Source organism: Rhizobium sp. WYCCWR 11152, assembly GCF_013087615.1.
In the GTDB taxonomy this organism is placed as follows: Bacteria; Pseudomonadota; Alphaproteobacteria; order Rhizobiales; family Rhizobiaceae; genus Rhizobium; species Rhizobium indicum.
The window spans coordinates 16,768-31,821 of the sequence record NZ_JABFCP010000022.1 but is presented as its reverse complement, the minus strand read 5'-3'; the positions used below and the strand labels follow the sequence as shown (position 1 = coordinate 31,821).

Here is a 15,054-nt window from a genome sequence, read left to right as displayed (position 1 = left end):
GGCGCGAAGACTGCACCACAGGCTTCGTGGAGCCGGCTCGCCGGCGAAATAGAGCCCGGTCCCGCGAATACGCCGGATGCGCCCACCCCGTGCTCACGCTTGAGGCTATTGCCCAGGTGGGTCCGGCGAAGTTGAAGGATCCGAACAGGTCAAGAATTCAATGCCGTAAAGCGGCACATTCTGGTCTTCCGAAACGAAATGCGCTCCCTCCGCGACCGCCTGTGCCATGAGGAGATGGTCGAAGGGATCTCGATGATGGAGCGGAAGCTTTCCAAGTGCGATCAGATGTGAGTCGGCAATATCGAGCCTATCAAATCCCTGATCCGGCAAGACCGCGAGGATTTCGTCTATGTCTGCCACAAGCTTGCCGATCCGAAGCTTCACGGTGATTTCCCAAAGAGAAACGACGCTTACGAGCACATCGTTTTCGGGATCGCTAATGAGGCTTCGCATATGACTGCCCAGCCTGTCGTCGTCATTCAGCCACCAAAGTAACGCATGCGTATCGAGCAGAAGCCTCACGTCCCGTCTTCCATCGCCTTCAGGACATCTGCGGGTAGGCTGTCGAAATCATCAGAAACTCTGATCTTGCCGCGCAAAGCGCCGGGCTTGCGCACGGCCACGTCGACTGACGGAGGGCCGATTTCGGCAACGACCTTATGATGAGACATCAGAACGAACCTCTGCCCATCCTGAACCTGCTTCAGGAAGAATGTCAGATTACCGCGAAACTCCCGCACGCCCACACGGCGGGGAGAAGATACGTTCGGTCGAGGTTCAGACATTGAAAGGCTCCATGTTCGGCGGAATTGTGTACACAAAATCGTCGAAACGCAAGCTCTCTATTTTCTCCGCGATAGAAGAATATGAGGAATGGCGCTCACGCGCCATCCTCCGCGGCCTGCCAGACCGGGATACCAAGCCGACGTGCCTTGTCGGCGAGATTGCCTGTGATGCCTGAGCCAGGAAAGACGATGACGCCGGTCGGCATGACCGAGAGCATCTCGTCGTTGCGACGGAAGGGAGCGGCCTTGGCATGCTTCGTCCAGTTCGGCTTGAAGGTGATCTGTGTCACCTTGCGGGCCTCGGCCCAGCAGGCTGCGATGCGCTCGGCGCCTTTCGGCGCGCCACCGTGGAGCAGGATCATATCAGGGTGCTTGAGTTGTGCTTGGTCAAGCTTCGCCCAGATGCGTTCGTGATCGTTGTAATCCATACCGCCGGAGAAAGCGATCTTGGTGCCTGCCGGGATCAGCACTTCGGTCTCGGCGCGGCGGCGTGCGGAAAGGAAGTCCCTGGAGTCGATCATCGCCGCAGTCATGTTGGCATGGCTGACCTTGGAGCCGGTGCGCGGCCGCCAGGCCGAACCGGTCTCAGCCTCGAAGAGGTCGGCTGCGTAGTCGCGCATGAACTCGAAGGCGTTGCGGCGCTCGAGAAACGTGATGCCTTCGGCGATCAGCCGCTCGAGCTCGACGCTCTTGACCTCCGAGCCGTCCTGCTCCCGCTGTCCGGTGCGTTGCGCGTCCTCGTTTCGCTGAAGCTCGCGCTGGATGCGCTCGCCGGTCCGGTGGAAGAGGTTGACCGTCGACCAGAGCAGGTCTTCAAGATCGGGCTCCAGCCGCGTATCGCCGAGCATCTCGAACAGGGCGTCGAAGATCGCGGTCAGTGCAGACTGAACGACCGGCTCTTCCGGGAGCGGCCGCGGATCGGGCTCGTCCTGGAAAGGGCGATGGCCGTAGATCTGCATTTCGTAGATGAAGCGGTCAGTCGGGGAAGAGGCGTGGTGAGGCTCGAAGGCGTCGTCGGTGGGAAGGGTCAAGTTCATGATGGTCTCCGTCGGTTGCGGCCGCGCCTCTCGCGGCCTGACGGCGAACCATGTTCACGCGGAGACAGGCCGGAACCGCGGCGCAATGTGCCGCGGCCCAGCGTAGCGCCGGGCGGCGGAAGGAAGGTTTCTTGACCCGCGAGGAGCGCCGGCTCCGCCGGCGCGGGGAAGAAACCTGACTGACCCGCTGAAGGCCAGGCCGCCGTGTGGTAAGGGTCGCCTCTCGGCAGGCCCGCGGGAGCGCGTCTACATGGAGGAAGTGCCCATAGAACGGCCTTCCCAACTGCGACGATCACCACCGCCGCCTGTCTTTTCGGCGGGCCTCATGCCGGCAGAAAGTTCATCGCATCTTCCGGAACGAGTTGCGCCCGCAGGTTCGCCGTCAGCCGGTCCGGGCCGAGCCAACGCAAATCCTCGTTGAAGTCGCCGAGTTCGGGGGCGAGCACCAGCGGCAGGATGCCGAGCGCCTGTGCACTGCGGCTCAACCGCTCGATCCCGTACCGGCCGGCGGCATCGGCATCGCCGGCGATGTAGAGGCGCAGGCACCCCGCCGGCGGCAAGAAGGCCGCGAGGTGGTTGGCGGTGAGCGCGGCGACCATCGGCATCGCGGGCATCACATCGGATAGCGACAGGATCGATTCCAGGCCTTCGCCCGCTACCATGACAGGCACGAGCTCATGGAGCGGAAAGCCGAAGCGCACGGCATTGCCGAGAAGACCGCCGAGCGCACGACGGGGATCCTCGACCTTCGCCTTGCCGGCGCCATTCGGATCGAGCCATGTGCGATGCACGCCAGTGATCTGCCCGAAGCGATCGGTCACAGCGGCGACGAGCGCCGGGTAACTGGTCGTCCGACCGGTCACGAAATCCCGATAGTAGCAGGACGGGTGGAAGCCCAGGGCGGGATGGAGGGACGCCCGCAGAATGGCGCGCTGGCCCAGATAGCTGTCGCCAAGCGTTCCCGCCAACGGCTGGGTCATTCGAAAGAGCCGCGTTGCGCGCTCCGCCGCCGGTCTATCGACCGGCGGCTGGTCGGAGGCCTCGCCCCTACGGGACGAAGCCGGTTCGGGTCGGGGAAGGCTGAGGAAATGGCGAGCCTCGTCGGCGACATCGCGGAAGTCGACCAGCCCGCAGGTTTCCCGCACGAGATCGAGAAGGTCGCCATACTGGCCGGTCGCCGCATCCGTCCAATGCCCGGCACGCGAACCGGAGAGGTGCACATAGAGCGACCTGCCTTTGGTGTTGGCGACATCGCCAACGATCCAATAATTACCGGCCCGGCGGCCGGCGGAAAGATAGTGGCGACAGACCGCCTCGGCATCGCGCGCGAGACGGTTCGCCAGGTCGGAAGCGGACAACATGACCACACCTCCTTCACGATCGGCTGGTGACATCAATGGGACGGTGGCGCTGCATCAGTCGGACAAGAATCGCGGGCCTTTTGTCGAAGGTTGGAATGAAGAACCGCACCTTCCAGGAGATCATCTCGGAGAAAGGGCCGATGTCGGCGGCCGGAGAAGAGGTTACGTTCATGGGAAGCCTCTCGAGAACGAGGAATGGATCCGCCTGCCCGGATGCTCCCCAGAGCCCCACCAGGCAAACCTTCCCGGCCCTCTCGCCCTCATTCATAGCGGCCGCAACGGCACCTCCAGGCGCGCAGTCTCATCATCGATATACTGGTTATTTTGAGATAGTATAATACAGCAAATCCGTGCTACATCTTCGCACCCGGTTCGGCAAAAGATGATAATGGGAGCGATGTGCGGCAGTTTTTGATTGGCGAGCAGGCGTTCGATGAAGACGCTCCCGAGCTTCCAGCTCGGCTCGAACGTGCTTACGCGCAGAAGCTACGGCCACTTTGCCAGTGCAAAGAGCCGCCGCTTCCTATGTACATCGCCCGCGTCGACGATCTTTACGTCATCAAGCGCATGCCGCTTTCGGGGCGGGACCATGCCCCCACATGTCCGTCTTACGAACCGCCTTACGAATTATCAGGACTGGGGTCTTTGATCGGCAACGCGATCCAGATCGACGCGAGTGGAAAGGCCGCCCTGAAGCTCGATTTTCCCCTGACGAAGAAAGGCGCTCGCGGCGCGCACGCGTCCTCCGCAGAGCTATCTGAGCCGGCTCTGCGCAACGAATCAAAGAAGCTCTCGTTGCGCGCCGTCCTGCACTATCTCTGGGAAGCAGGAGAACTGACGGAATGGCGCTCATCGTGGACGGGCAAACGTGGCTGGGGCCGCGTCCAGTCAAGCCTCATGAACGCGGCCTCGCAGATGACCGCACGCGGCGGACCGTTGAGCGACATTCTGTTCGTGCCGGAAGTGTTTCATCAGGAGGATCGGGAGGGAATAGCCGCCCGCCGGGCGGCAGCCTTGGCTCCTGCCCATGCCTCCGGTCCCGGACAGCGAAAGCTGATGGTGACCGTGGCGGAGGTCAAGGAGTTCGCTGCGGCCCGCGGCGGCCAGAAAATTGCCGTACGGCACCTTCCCTTCCCCTTTATGATCGAGGACGGGACATGGAAGCGGTTGAGTTCCAGATACGAGACGGAGCTCGAACTCTGGCGGTCGAGCGAAGACTTCCATCTGATCATGATTGCGACCTTCGGGATATCGGGCGCGGGAATCGCTTCCGTTGAAGAGATCGCCATGATGGTGGTCAACGAGAACTGGATCCCGTTCGAGAGCATCCATGAGCAACATCTCCTCGAACGGCTTTCAAGGCTGAAGCGAAAGAGCGTGAAAGGCCTGCGCTTCAATCTCTCCCGGGAGCAACCGGTTGTCTCGATCACCCTGCCGGAACAACGCCCCGAGCCCGTCGCGATGTTCATCGTCCCGATAAGTGCCGATGAAGACTACGAAGTCGCACTAAACGAGATGATTACCGTGAGAGCGGAGATGACGCCATGGATTTGGCGCGTCGCCGAGGGAGAAATGCCGCGCCTGCCGTGATCCAGCTCTGCATCGGTTGGCCTATGTTGGCGAAGCTTACGAGGAAAGATCTACATGGGCTCCGCCCGTGTCTGTATTGTGTGGCTCGACCTTTTCTGCATAGTTGCACTGCACAATAAATGTTTCACCAACCGATCAAAATATGTGCATATTGCCTCCAGCTGATGCAGCTGATGGTTTTCCTCCCAGTGCCATCGCGTCAGCTGTTCCCCTCTGGAGGTTATTGACCTTCACACCTTAAATGGCCCTGGTCTTCCAGTGGCCCTATTTTTCTGTGTCAACAGCGAAGTACGAGCGAGGTTCTTTCGCGGCCGCCTGCTTTGTCGCTCGACAGCACTACTACCGGATTAAGTCGAGCTCAGCTCGCGCTTTCAAGAAGCTTCTTCGCCTTGCCTTCGAGTTCGAGGCGGGTGTCTTGATGCGTCTTGTCGCGCGCCAACGCGGTGATGCCCTGGACGAAGTCGAACACGCTTTCCGGCGGGTGGCCCTCTTCGGACAGGACCATGTCGATGACCTTGCCGGTTTCCGATTTCGAGAAGCCGCGTCGGCGCAGGAAGGTCTGGCGATCCTCGTCGTTGCGCGCGACGATGCGTTCGCGGGCCGCCCGGATACCAGCAACGAATGCTGCCGGCGAGGAATTGGCAAAGCTCGTCAGCGCCGGCGCTGCCTCATGCGCGAAACGCTCGGCCGCGAACTTCGAATGGCGGATGCTGATCTCCTCGAAATTTTCCGACCCCCAGATGTTTCGATTGGCGCAGACCGCACGGAGGTAAAAGGAGGCAATTCCGAGCGTCTTCGATCCAACCTCGGAATTCCACGCATAGAACCCCCGGAAGAACAAATCTGGTTCGCCATTCGCCAGCCGACCCGCCTCGATCGGATGCGTATCATCGACGAGAAATACGAAGACATCACGATCGCTGGCGTAGAGGGTCGTCGTGTCCTTGGTGATGTCGACGAAGGGATTGTGCGTCATGCTTGTCCAGTCGAGAAGACCGGGCACTTTCCAGATCGTATCGCCGGTCCCGTTGCCGGCAATCTTCATTACTGCCGACACGAGTTCGTGGTCCCAGATGCGGCCGTATTCGGGACCGGTCACCGCCCGAAGCTCGACGCGGCCGTCGTTCATCTCCAAGGTTTTCACCAGCTCCGCCCGGTGATTGAGCAAGCCGTGCTGCAGATTGATGGCGGCAAGCGGCGCGGGTAGCTGGCGCATGTATGTCGCTGGGGCTCCCACCAGGCTGCAGAGCTGACCATAACTCCAGTGCGTCGGCGCGATCGGCTGCCGGTCACCGGGGACAATGAGCTCGAGGCGCTCGACGTCGCTACGGGTGGCTTCGACCCGAATGGCGGAGCTTTCCACGGTTCGCGCACGAGCATGCTCGGCCCGCGCTTTGACGGCATGGTGGAGCTCCGAGAGCGACAGGTATCGTTCGTCGTCCGGCCGCGAGAACCATTCGGACGAGACGCGGCCGATGCGCTGGCCGCGCGAGATATCGACCTTAAAGCCAGACGAGACCGGGTTAGGAGTGGGAAGGGTCGTGTTCATGATGTCGTCTCCTGAAACGAAAGAGCCCGGCGCGATGGCCGGGCGATGTTGAATGGGAGTAGGATGGATAAAGAGCCTGGCGATGCCGCCGGGCTGCGATGTTCAGGCGTGAGGCTATTCGGCGTCCAGATAGCTGACGTCTTCCTCCGCTTCCTGATTCTGATCGCCGAGATCAGCTTCCTCTGTCAGAAGGGCCGGAAGATTGCTGTTCTCGGCCTCCGAGTTGCCGTCGTCGCTTGCTTGGTCGACCGCTACCGAGAGGTCATCGGCAGGAACCACATCGACAGAGGTCCGCAGGGGCTCAGGAAGCCAACCGCTGCCTTTGAGCAGGCGCTCGGCTTCGCGCGCCATATCTTGCTTCTTCAGATGGTCGATGAGTTGAACCGACTGTTCACCCTTGGCCTCGCGAACCGCCTGTAGGATGTTCGCCTTGGTGACCCGGCCGAGATAGTTGTCGACCGTCGGCACCCAACCGGCCTTGACCATGTCGAAGCCGATCGAGCGAGCGACCTGTTCTGCATGGACGATCGCACACGTGCGTTTGTTCCACGGCTCGATGACCGCATTGACAGAGAGGGAGGCGCAATGGGCGAGGAGCACCTGGCGGCTGATCTCGTCGAGCACGACCAGATGGCCCCAGAGATCATCAGGGTTTTTCGGCAGATCCTGACCCCATGCCTCGTGCCGTTGATCGATCTCCTTGGCCCAGGCCGTATCGCCGAGGCCCTCGGTCTGACTGAACTTGGCGCTCTGCAGCGTCAGTTGCAGGCATGTATCCGAGCCGTATAGATAGAAGGTCTTCAGGACGAAGGCATGCAGAACCGCCACGAAAGCGATGACTGGATCGCTGGCGAGCGCACTGCGCAGCGCCACCGTCCGAGTTGCCGTCAGGTCGAGCACCAGGCGATCGGAGAGCGGCCGCAGCGTGTCGTCCTCTTGCTCCACCTGGTCAACCGAGACTGGCTTACCGCTCACCGAGATGCCGCCCGCCGACGATGATCCAGTGCTTTCGCCGGCAATATCGCCATCTGCCACTTCCGCGTCGTCGCCGTCTGCTTCGATCTGCGGTTCATCCTGCGGTCGGACGAAGCCACGCTCGATCTTCAGCTCGCCATTGGCGGCAAGTGAGATGAAGGCGCCACCACGGGCGACTTCTTGCCGGTCGAAGATGTAGGGCCGGTCATGGAGCTGATCGAGCTCGCTTCCAAGTTCCTCGAGCCGGCGCTCGATATCTTCGGAAGGTTCTTCGGCTTTGGCATATTCGGCATCGAGCTTGTCGTACTCGGCTTTAAGCGCATCCTCGCGGGTAAGTTCCTCCTCGCTGAGCTCCCGCTGTTTGCCATGGAAGCGGCGAAGATCCGATGTGTGGCCAAAGGAGAAGTCGAAAGCAGCCTCGACCCACTTCCAACCCTCCTCCGTCTTCAGCGCTTCGGCGTCCGCCTTCTGCTTCTCGACAACGAGCTGTTCGAGCAGCGCCGGGTCCTGCAGCCAGCCGCCGTTGTCCTGTTCGAAGAGGTCACGCATCACGATGCCGCCGGCCGCTTCATAGACATCGACGCCGACATAGACGGCCCGGCGATCAATCGCCCGGATCGTCGTCTCGGTGAGCAGCCTGCGGATATAATAGGCGTCGCGGACTTGCTGGCGCGAGATCGCATCCCAGACCTGCTCCTGCCGGACATGATCATTGGCGATCGAGAAAGCCATGATCTGCTCGAGCCTCATCTCGTCTCCCGCATAGAGGTCGAGCAGTCGCGGCGACACGGAGGCAAGCCGCAGGCGCTGCCGGACGGTCGCGACCGAGACGAAAAAGCGAGCGGCGATCTCTTCCTCGCCGAGACCCTGTTCGCGGAGTGTCTGGAAGGCGCGATACTGGTCGAGGGGATGAAGATCAACACGATGGACGTTTTCGGCCAGCGAGTCGTCTTCGGCGGAAGTCTCGTCGTCGCGCTTGACGATGCAGGGAACAAGTTCCGTCTTCGCCATGCGCTTCTGAGCGACAAGCAATTCGAGGGCGAGATATCGACGGCCGCCGGCTGGAACGTCGAACCTGCCGGTTTCCCTACCCTCGCCGTCGAGGATCGGGCGGACGCTGAGGCTCTGCAAGAGCTTGCGGTGGGCGATATCTTCGGACAGAGTCTCGATGGAAACACCCGCTTTGACGTTGCGGACGTTGCACTGCGAGAGTTCCAACTTGTCGAAAGAAATGTCTTCCGATCGATTCAGGGTGATCTTCTGAACGGCTTTAGCCATTTCATTACTCCTTGGCGGGCCGGCCGGAGCCTCTCTCCGAACCTCCTAACCCGTCACGGAATCCCTTCCCGCCTCTCACTCTCTCCCCGCCGCCCCGCAATGCTTGCGCCTACCATCGTTCGCGGACGCTAAGCGTTCGATTTCGATGGCGGGTTCTTGACATCACTTTTCTTGTGCCAAGGCGCCGTCATACGGAGGTCGAGCTGGCAGATGGGATCTCAATGTCGATAAGAAGCCCTTCGTCCAACCAGGTTTTTTCGAGACGCCCTTTCAGCTGTTTTTCGACCATTGCGCCGACGATCACCGTGCCAAAACCTCGTTTGGCTGAGCTAGGCGGAATGTCGACGCCCACCTCCTGCCACCGGATATTAAAGCCGGCTCCCGACGGTCTAGGCTCCCAACTGATTGAAAGCCTGCCTTGCGCAGCGGCAAGCGCCCCGTGTTGGGCTGCGTTGACGGCGAGCTCATGGAGCACGAGCGCAAGGGGCTGGACGACCGGTGCAGGCATTTTGATATCCGGCCCGCTAAAAAAAGCGCGGGTGGCGGCGAACGGCGTCACCTGTTGGCGAACGAGTTCCTCAAGAGAAATGCTTGTCCATCCTCGTGCAGCAAGCAAGGTATGGGCACGGGCGAGCGCCTGCACGCGGTGTTGAATAGCGGCGGCATAAAGGGTGGGATCATCGGCGTTGCTCAAGCGGACGATGCTGTCGACGATCGCCAGAACATTCTTGGATCGGTGGTCGACTTCCATGAGTAGGCGATGCTCGGAGGCCTCCAGTGCCTCGATCCGCCGATCGAAACGCGGCTTTTTACCCTCAACTGTTGCCCAGCAAGCGAGGTGAGGCAGGCGACCGCTCACCGGCAACATCGCTGCGGAGCGCGTGCAGTTATTCTTCTCGGAATGCGCGATTGAACTGATCGGTGAGCGGTTTGGCAAAAAATGACATCGCGGTTCGCTCTTCGGTGGAGACAAAGACTTCCACCGGCATTCCGGGCAGAAGCCTATTGGGGCCAAGTCTTGCAAGCTCGGCGGGGGGCACCGCGACATCGGCCAGGTAGAATATTTGCCCTGTCGCAGGATCGGTGCTGGTGGCCGCTGAGACGTAGGCGATGCTGCCGTGAAGCTCCGGCGTTGCACGTTGGTTGAAGGCAGAGAACCGCATTCTTGCATCCTGCCCGACAAATACTTGATCGATGTCGGTTGGTGACAGTCTGGCCTGAATCTTAAGTGCGGCGTCATTCGGCACCAGCGTCACCAGCTTTTCGGCCGGTGTGATGACGCCGCCGATCGTGTGAACAAAGAGCTCGTTCACCGTTCCCGACAATGGAGCCCTGATATCGGTGCGCGACAGGCGATCTTCGACCGCGATACGCCGTTCCGTCAACTCGGAGATTTTCGGTTCTATGATGCTCAGTTCGCGTTGCGCCTCCGTACGTGCCGCCTCATCGATGGCGATGATCTGAACCTGGATTTCGCTCATTCGTGCTCTCGAGCGCGCAATATTGGCCTGAACTTCGCCGTTCTCGCCCGTCAGCTTCGTCAGTTCGCGATCGATAAAATATTTGCGTGACGTGTCGATGAGCTTCTTGTCGGCCAGACCCTTGATCTTAACGTGTTCGATCCGCACGAGTTCGAGTTCGTCGGTTTTTGCCTCATGCTGGGCAATGAGGCCCTTCAGCTCTTCTTCGAGCTGCGATATTCCGTATTGCAGCTGCTGCTTTTGATTTTGTCGATTGCGCCGGTTTCCATCGAACAGACGGCGCTCGCCGGAGGAGACAAGAGGAAATTCGGAAAGGGTTGCGGCGAACTCTGGCGCGAAGGCGATTTCGCCCTGGTTGTCGCGTTCGGCGATCAACCGCGCCTGCCGCGCCGTCAGCTCGACGAGTTGCGCCCTGACAATGGAAAGTTCGGCACGAGTCTGGGCGTCGTCGAGGCGTAGCATGATCTGCCCCTTCGACACGAAATCACCTTCCTTGATCGCGATTTCACTGACAATGCCGCCGTCGCGATGCTGAATTGATTTCAGATTGCGATCAACCTTGATGATGCCTGGTGCGATGATGGCGCCCTGCAGTTGGGTCGTCGCCGCCCATCCGCCTGCGCCAGCAAAGAGCAGCAGTCCTAGAGTTACTCCGGCGAGAACGCGCGATGCCACCGGAAACGTATTGTTCGTATCAGGTGCGAGCGGAGGCGGTGCTTTCGTCTGGGTATGGAACACTTCTTTTCTCCCGAGCCGTTTTTCATGCATTCTCGACAATCACGAGCAAGTGGTGGCCCGTAAGATTGATCGTCATTTCGTAATGCTGATCCTTGTCCATATCGACTTCGATGAAGGTCTGGCTCAATTCGTCCGTTACCTCATGGCGAACCCGGATCGGCAGGGCTTCTGCAGCAGCCTTTTCGCCATAAATATTCTCGAAACGTTCCTCCAGGCCGTCCATGACCTCCTCGAAGATCTTGTACTTCGATACATCGATGCGGTCTCCCACCATGAAATCCAGGATCTGATGAACGAGATCGGCGCTGCTTTCGCCGGCCGGCACGCTGAACTCGAACGTGTCATCGCCAGTTCCGCCTTCGATGAGAACGGCCGCCGACCCGACGCGGACGACGTCATTGCCTGCGCCGCCCACGACCTTTTCGAATCCGTCGATGAGATCTTGCCCGACATCAAAACCGGTGGCGGTGCCGGTATTCAGGTCGATGAGCACGCCGTGTGCGGCCTGCGAATAGTCGATCGTGTCGAGACCTTCCTCACCTCGGTAGTCGTCATCCGACGCATCGGCAGCCGCCACCACGACATCATCACCGTCGCCGGCAGAGAGGCAATCGACGTCTTCATCGTCGCGCAATATGTCGTCGCCTTCGCCGGTTTTGATGACTTCGAACCTGCTTATGCTGTCGTTGCCAATTTCGGCCCCGCTTGCATTTGCGGCGACGAGATCAACGACAATCGACAGGACGGCTGCAGAATAATCGAGGGTGTCGATGCCGTTTCCACCATCGTAACTGTCTGCCGCCCCATCAGCGTCACCGACAACGATATCATCCCCGTCACCACCTTCGACGAGGTCCGTGCCGGCGCCGCCGCGGAGATGATCGTTTCCCTTGTTGCCGTGTATTTCCTCGGCCTCTGCACTGCCCGTGACTGAATCATCGCTGGAACCGGCGCGCACGATTTCGAAATTCGAGATTGTATCGTTGCAAATCTCGGCGCCGGAGGCTGTACCGTTTGCCAGATTGATCTCTACCGCCTCGGCGAGCGCTGAATAATCGAGCACATCAATACCCGATCCACCGTCATAACCGTCGTTTGCCCGATCAGCATTGCCGATAATCGCGTCATCGCCTGAGCCTCCCTTGACCGTGTCGCGATCGTCACCGCCGCTTAACACGTCGTCGCCGGCGCCGCCGTCGAGGCTGTCGGTGCCCTTGTGCCCGAGTAGGATATCCCTACCGTCTCCGCCGTCGAGCCTGTCGTTGCCACCTTCGCCATCGATGACGTCATTGTCGGCATCGCCAGTCAAGATGTCGTGGCCGTCACCTCCGAGCAGCATATCGTTGCCGGCACCGCCGCTGAGCACATCATCGCCAGCGTCGCCAAAGATGCTGTCTCTGCCCTCCTCGCCATACAAGCGGTCGTTGCCTGCACCTCCCCAGATCTGATCGTCGCCCAATCCGGCAAGAACAACGTCATCGCCGTCACCCGCGAAAACAATATCGTTCCCGCTGCCGGCCACGATGTTGTCGTTTCCATCGCCGCCGCTCACAGTGTCGCTACCGTCCCTGGCGTCAATGTTGTCATTGCCGGCCAGTCCACCGATGTCGTCGCCGCAACTGCTGCCAACAAGCAGGTCGTCGCCAGCCGTTCCGAGAATAGGCGGCGGCTTGACGACGGAGAACTGGGCGGTCTGCGACACCGAGACCTTGCCGTCGCTGATCTGGTAGGTGATGGTCACCGGGCCGAGCATGGCGGCATCATATGTCCAGCCGCCGGCTGTCTGCACCAGTCGGCCCGAAGATACGCTGATGTCCTTGATCGACATCGCGTCGCCGTCCGGATCCACGCTGCCTCGCAGAAGATCGACCAGACCGATCAACGCACCTGCGCAACCGGAAACATCCGCGAGCGTGACCGGACCGCTGACGCGAGGCGCACGGTTGGCAGCCTTTTCGGTTGCGGGTTGGGCATTGGAAGGACGGGCTTTATCTCCGCTGGACGGAGGAGGTCTCACAACCGAAAGTGCTTGCTTCGGAGCCGTCCAGACATTGTCGTTCGATGCATGGAATGAAACAGAGATCCCGTTGAAGGTTTTCAGCAGCGCCAAACTTGGCAAGTTGATCCGGTTGAATTCTATAGGCAGGGATTCCGTCAGAGGGTAACTCACGGCATTTTTATGGTTGGAGAGTGGAATAACCACCGCCTTCCTTGCCGCTGGTGCCCGTTCATCCGCCTCGTCCTGCGGCTGAACCGTGGAGCCGGTCGTGCTGGTGTCGATTACCGGCGCGGCGTCAGGAAGGTCGTCGGCCGGTTGCTGTTCTGCATCCGGGGCCTCTTGCCGGCTTGACAGAGCACTTTTCAGATAGAGCGCGAATCCCGTCAAAAGGAGCGAAAAAAACAGCGGGACCCTTAAATGTTTGTCCTCGGACTTGAGCACATACCGGTCGTGCGGATCGTCTTCTATCTTGGCGGATTTTGTTCCCTTTACCTCGATCATTCCGACATCCTCGCTGTGATGCGTGACCCGACCTGAGTCGCGCCCGCGGGTCTGCTGAAGGTTTCTGTCGCCGATGGCTTGAGGATTTCGTCCTTCGGACCGAACGCCACCATCTTTCCGTTCTGGATAACAGCAACCGTATCGACCGCCGTGAGAGCGCTGGGTCGATGGGCGATCACGATCGCGATGCCGCCGCGGGCGCGGACCGCCTTGATCGCCTGGGTGAGTGCCATCTCCCCCTCCCCATCGAGGTTCGAATTGGGTTCGTCCATGACGACGATGAAGGGATTGCGATAAAGTGCCCTTGCAAGGCCGATGCGCTGCCGCTGCCCGGCCGAAAGCGAAACGCCTTGAGGACCCAAAGCTGTGCGATAGCCGTCTGGCATTCGCACGATCATCTCATGAATGCCTGTCGTTTGGGCCGCGTCGACAATAGCACGGGCGTCGACCTCTGGTTCCAGCCGGGATATGTTTTCTTCGATCGTCGCATCGAGCAGCGCCACATCCTGCGGCAGATATCCCACATGTTGACCGAGATCGGCGTCCGACCACTGCGTGAGTTCAGCATCGTCAAGCCTGACGCTACCGCGAAGGGTCGGCCAGATGCCGGTCAGCGCGCGTGCGAGCGTCGTCTTGCCGCCGCCGCTTGGCCCTATGATACCGAGCGCCTGTCCCGCAGCGATCTCGAAACTGACTTCACTGAGCAGGACCCTTCCAGAGCCGGGAGCAGCCACGGTCATCTTCTCCACCTTCAGCGAGTGGGCAGGTGCAGGCAGTGTCATCGGAGGTGTGGTTCCCGTCAGTGCTATGACCGTCTCCTTCAGCCGAATGAACGCGGTGCGGGCAGCAACAAAACTCTTCCAATTTCCAATGGCGAGATCGACGGGAGCAAGCGCGCGCGCCGAGGCAACCGAAGCGGCGATGATTGCGCCAGCCGATAGCTCGCCCTGGATCGTCAGCCAGGCACCGAGACCGAGAACGGCCGACTGCAGGATCATTCGCAGCACACGGGATATGGCCCCAAATGTGCCGCTGATGTCATTCGTGCGGGTCTGTAGCTCGAGATGATCCTGATTGGCGCGGTTGAAACGATCCACCGCTCGTCCCGCAAATCCCATGGCCTTCAGGATGTCGGCGTTGCGGGCATTGGAATCGGCGATCGCATTGCGCTCTATTCCCGACCTGTGTGTGGCGCTTGCAAGCCGACGGGTCATGAGTTCCGTCGCGATCGTCAGCATGGAAAGGACGAAGGCGCCGGCGAAGGTGAGCGCACCCAGGTAGGGGTGAAGCATGTAGACGAAGATCAGATAGAGGGGTACCCAAGGAAGGTCGAATAGGGCGACTGGGCCTTGGCCACCGAGGAAAGCCCGAACCGTATCGACATCGCGCCCGCGCTCCAGAGCTTCTGCTGTCGAAAAACCGAAACGCGGCATGTCGATTGCCACTTGATGCGCCATGGGAGCGATGCGGCTGTCGAGCCGAGCGCCCATGCGAACCAGGATCTGCGATCGGATGATGTCGAAGAATCCTTGAAACAGATAGAGGCCGATCGCCAGTGCCGAAAGTCCAAGCAGTGTGGGAACGCTGCCGCTGGTCAACGCACGATCGTAAATCTGCAGCATGTAGAAGGAACCGGTCAGCGCGAGAACATTGATGACGCCGGACGTGATGAAGAGGAATACGAATATTCCCCGAAGTCCTTGTGTCAGTTTCTCGACCTGTTTGCGCTTGTTGCCGGTCAACGGAGTCTTGGGACGCAT

At 60.3% G+C, this 15,054-nt stretch carries 10 protein-coding genes and 1 pseudogene; 1 reads left to right on the top strand and 10 read right to left on the bottom strand.

The features are described 5' to 3' along the window. Nucleotides 1–105: 105 nt before the first annotated feature. The 4 genes from G9X67_RS30105 to G9X67_RS30090 all read right to left on the bottom strand — a co-directional run bounded on the left by G9X67_RS30105 (nt 106) and on the right by G9X67_RS30090 (nt 3,183). Nucleotides 106–522: a type II toxin-antitoxin system VapC family toxin gene (locus tag G9X67_RS30105; protein WP_138388583.1), complete on the bottom strand. Its 417-nt coding sequence runs from the start codon at nt 520–522 to the stop codon at nt 106–108. Further along, entirely contained in the window at nt 519–785 is a 267-nt protein-coding gene (locus tag G9X67_RS30100; RefSeq protein ID WP_138388582.1) for an antitoxin of toxin-antitoxin stability system, read from the bottom strand. The genes G9X67_RS30105 and G9X67_RS30100 overlap by 4 nt, the downstream gene beginning before the upstream one ends. A 95-nt stretch (nt 786–880) precedes the next feature. Further along, nucleotides 881–1,822, bottom strand: coding sequence for a DUF2493 domain-containing protein (locus G9X67_RS30095; protein ID WP_171600341.1), 942 nt, complete (start codon nt 1,820–1,822; stop codon nt 881–883). Between the two features lie 323 nt (nt 1,823–2,145). Then, complete coding sequence (locus tag G9X67_RS30090) at nt 2,146–3,183, bottom strand: toprim domain-containing protein (protein ID WP_171600340.1); 1,038 nt, start codon at nt 3,181–3,183, stop codon at nt 2,146–2,148. Nucleotides 3,184–3,582: 399 nt separating this feature from the next. Here G9X67_RS30090 and G9X67_RS30085 point away from each other — a divergent pair, with 399 nt between their 5' ends. Continuing rightward, a complete protein-coding gene (locus tag G9X67_RS30085; RefSeq protein ID WP_171600339.1) occupies nt 3,583–4,773 on the top strand; it encodes a DUF1173 family protein in 1,191 nt (396 codons plus the stop codon). Between the two features lie 358 nt (nt 4,774–5,131). On the opposite strand, the gene G9X67_RS30080 is transcribed toward G9X67_RS30085, so the two are convergent. The 6 genes and pseudogenes from G9X67_RS30080 to G9X67_RS30055 form a co-directional block, all read right to left on the bottom strand. Next, entirely contained in the window at nt 5,132–6,322 is a 1,191-nt protein-coding gene (locus G9X67_RS30080; protein WP_138388578.1) for a DUF932 domain-containing protein, read from the bottom strand. Between the two features lie 114 nt (nt 6,323–6,436). Further along, entirely contained in the window at nt 6,437–8,575 is a 2,139-nt protein-coding gene (locus G9X67_RS30075; protein ID WP_171600338.1) for a ParB/RepB/Spo0J family partition protein, read from the bottom strand. 187 nt (nt 8,576–8,762) lie between these two features. Further along, nucleotides 8,763–9,368 (bottom strand): annotated as a pseudogene (locus G9X67_RS30070) (HWE histidine kinase domain-containing protein); the annotation flags it as partial. 94 nt (nt 9,369–9,462) lie between these two features. Then, nucleotides 9,463–10,794, bottom strand: coding sequence for an HlyD family type I secretion periplasmic adaptor subunit (locus G9X67_RS30065; protein ID WP_246413234.1), 1,332 nt, complete (start codon nt 10,792–10,794; stop codon nt 9,463–9,465). 22 nt (nt 10,795–10,816) lie between these two features. Next, nucleotides 10,817–13,294: a cadherin-like domain-containing protein gene (locus G9X67_RS30060; protein ID WP_138388576.1), complete on the bottom strand. Its 2,478-nt coding sequence runs from the start codon at nt 13,292–13,294 to the stop codon at nt 10,817–10,819. Beyond that, nucleotides 13,291–15,054, bottom strand: coding sequence for a type I secretion system permease/ATPase (locus tag G9X67_RS30055; protein WP_138334874.1), 1,764 nt, complete (start codon nt 15,052–15,054; stop codon nt 13,291–13,293). Before G9X67_RS30055 ends, G9X67_RS30060 begins: the two co-directional genes overlap by 4 nt.

Excerpts from the sequence above, each read along its gene's own strand:
- G9X67_RS30055 (WP_138334874.1), bottom strand. The coding sequence starts at position 15,054 with ATGCGTCCCAAGACTCCGTTGACCGGCAACAAGCGCAAACAGGTCGAG.
- G9X67_RS30075 (WP_171600338.1), bottom strand. The coding sequence starts at position 8,575 with ATGGCTAAAGCCGTTCAGAAGATCACCCTGAATCGATCGGAAGACATT.
- G9X67_RS30095 (WP_171600341.1), bottom strand. The coding sequence starts at position 1,822 with ATGAACTTGACCCTTCCCACCGACGACGCCTTCGAGCCTCACCACGCC.
- G9X67_RS30090 (WP_171600340.1), bottom strand. The coding sequence starts at position 3,183 with ATGTTGTCCGCTTCCGACCTGGCGAACCGTCTCGCGCGCGATGCCGAG.
- G9X67_RS30080 (WP_138388578.1), bottom strand. The coding sequence starts at position 6,322 with ATGAACACGACCCTTCCCACTCCTAACCCGGTCTCGTCTGGCTTTAAG.
- G9X67_RS30060 (WP_138388576.1), bottom strand. The coding sequence starts at position 13,294 with ATGATCGAGGTAAAGGGAACAAAATCCGCCAAGATAGAAGACGATCCG.
- G9X67_RS30100 (WP_138388582.1), bottom strand. The coding sequence starts at position 785 with ATGTCTGAACCTCGACCGAACGTATCTTCTCCCCGCCGTGTGGGCGTG.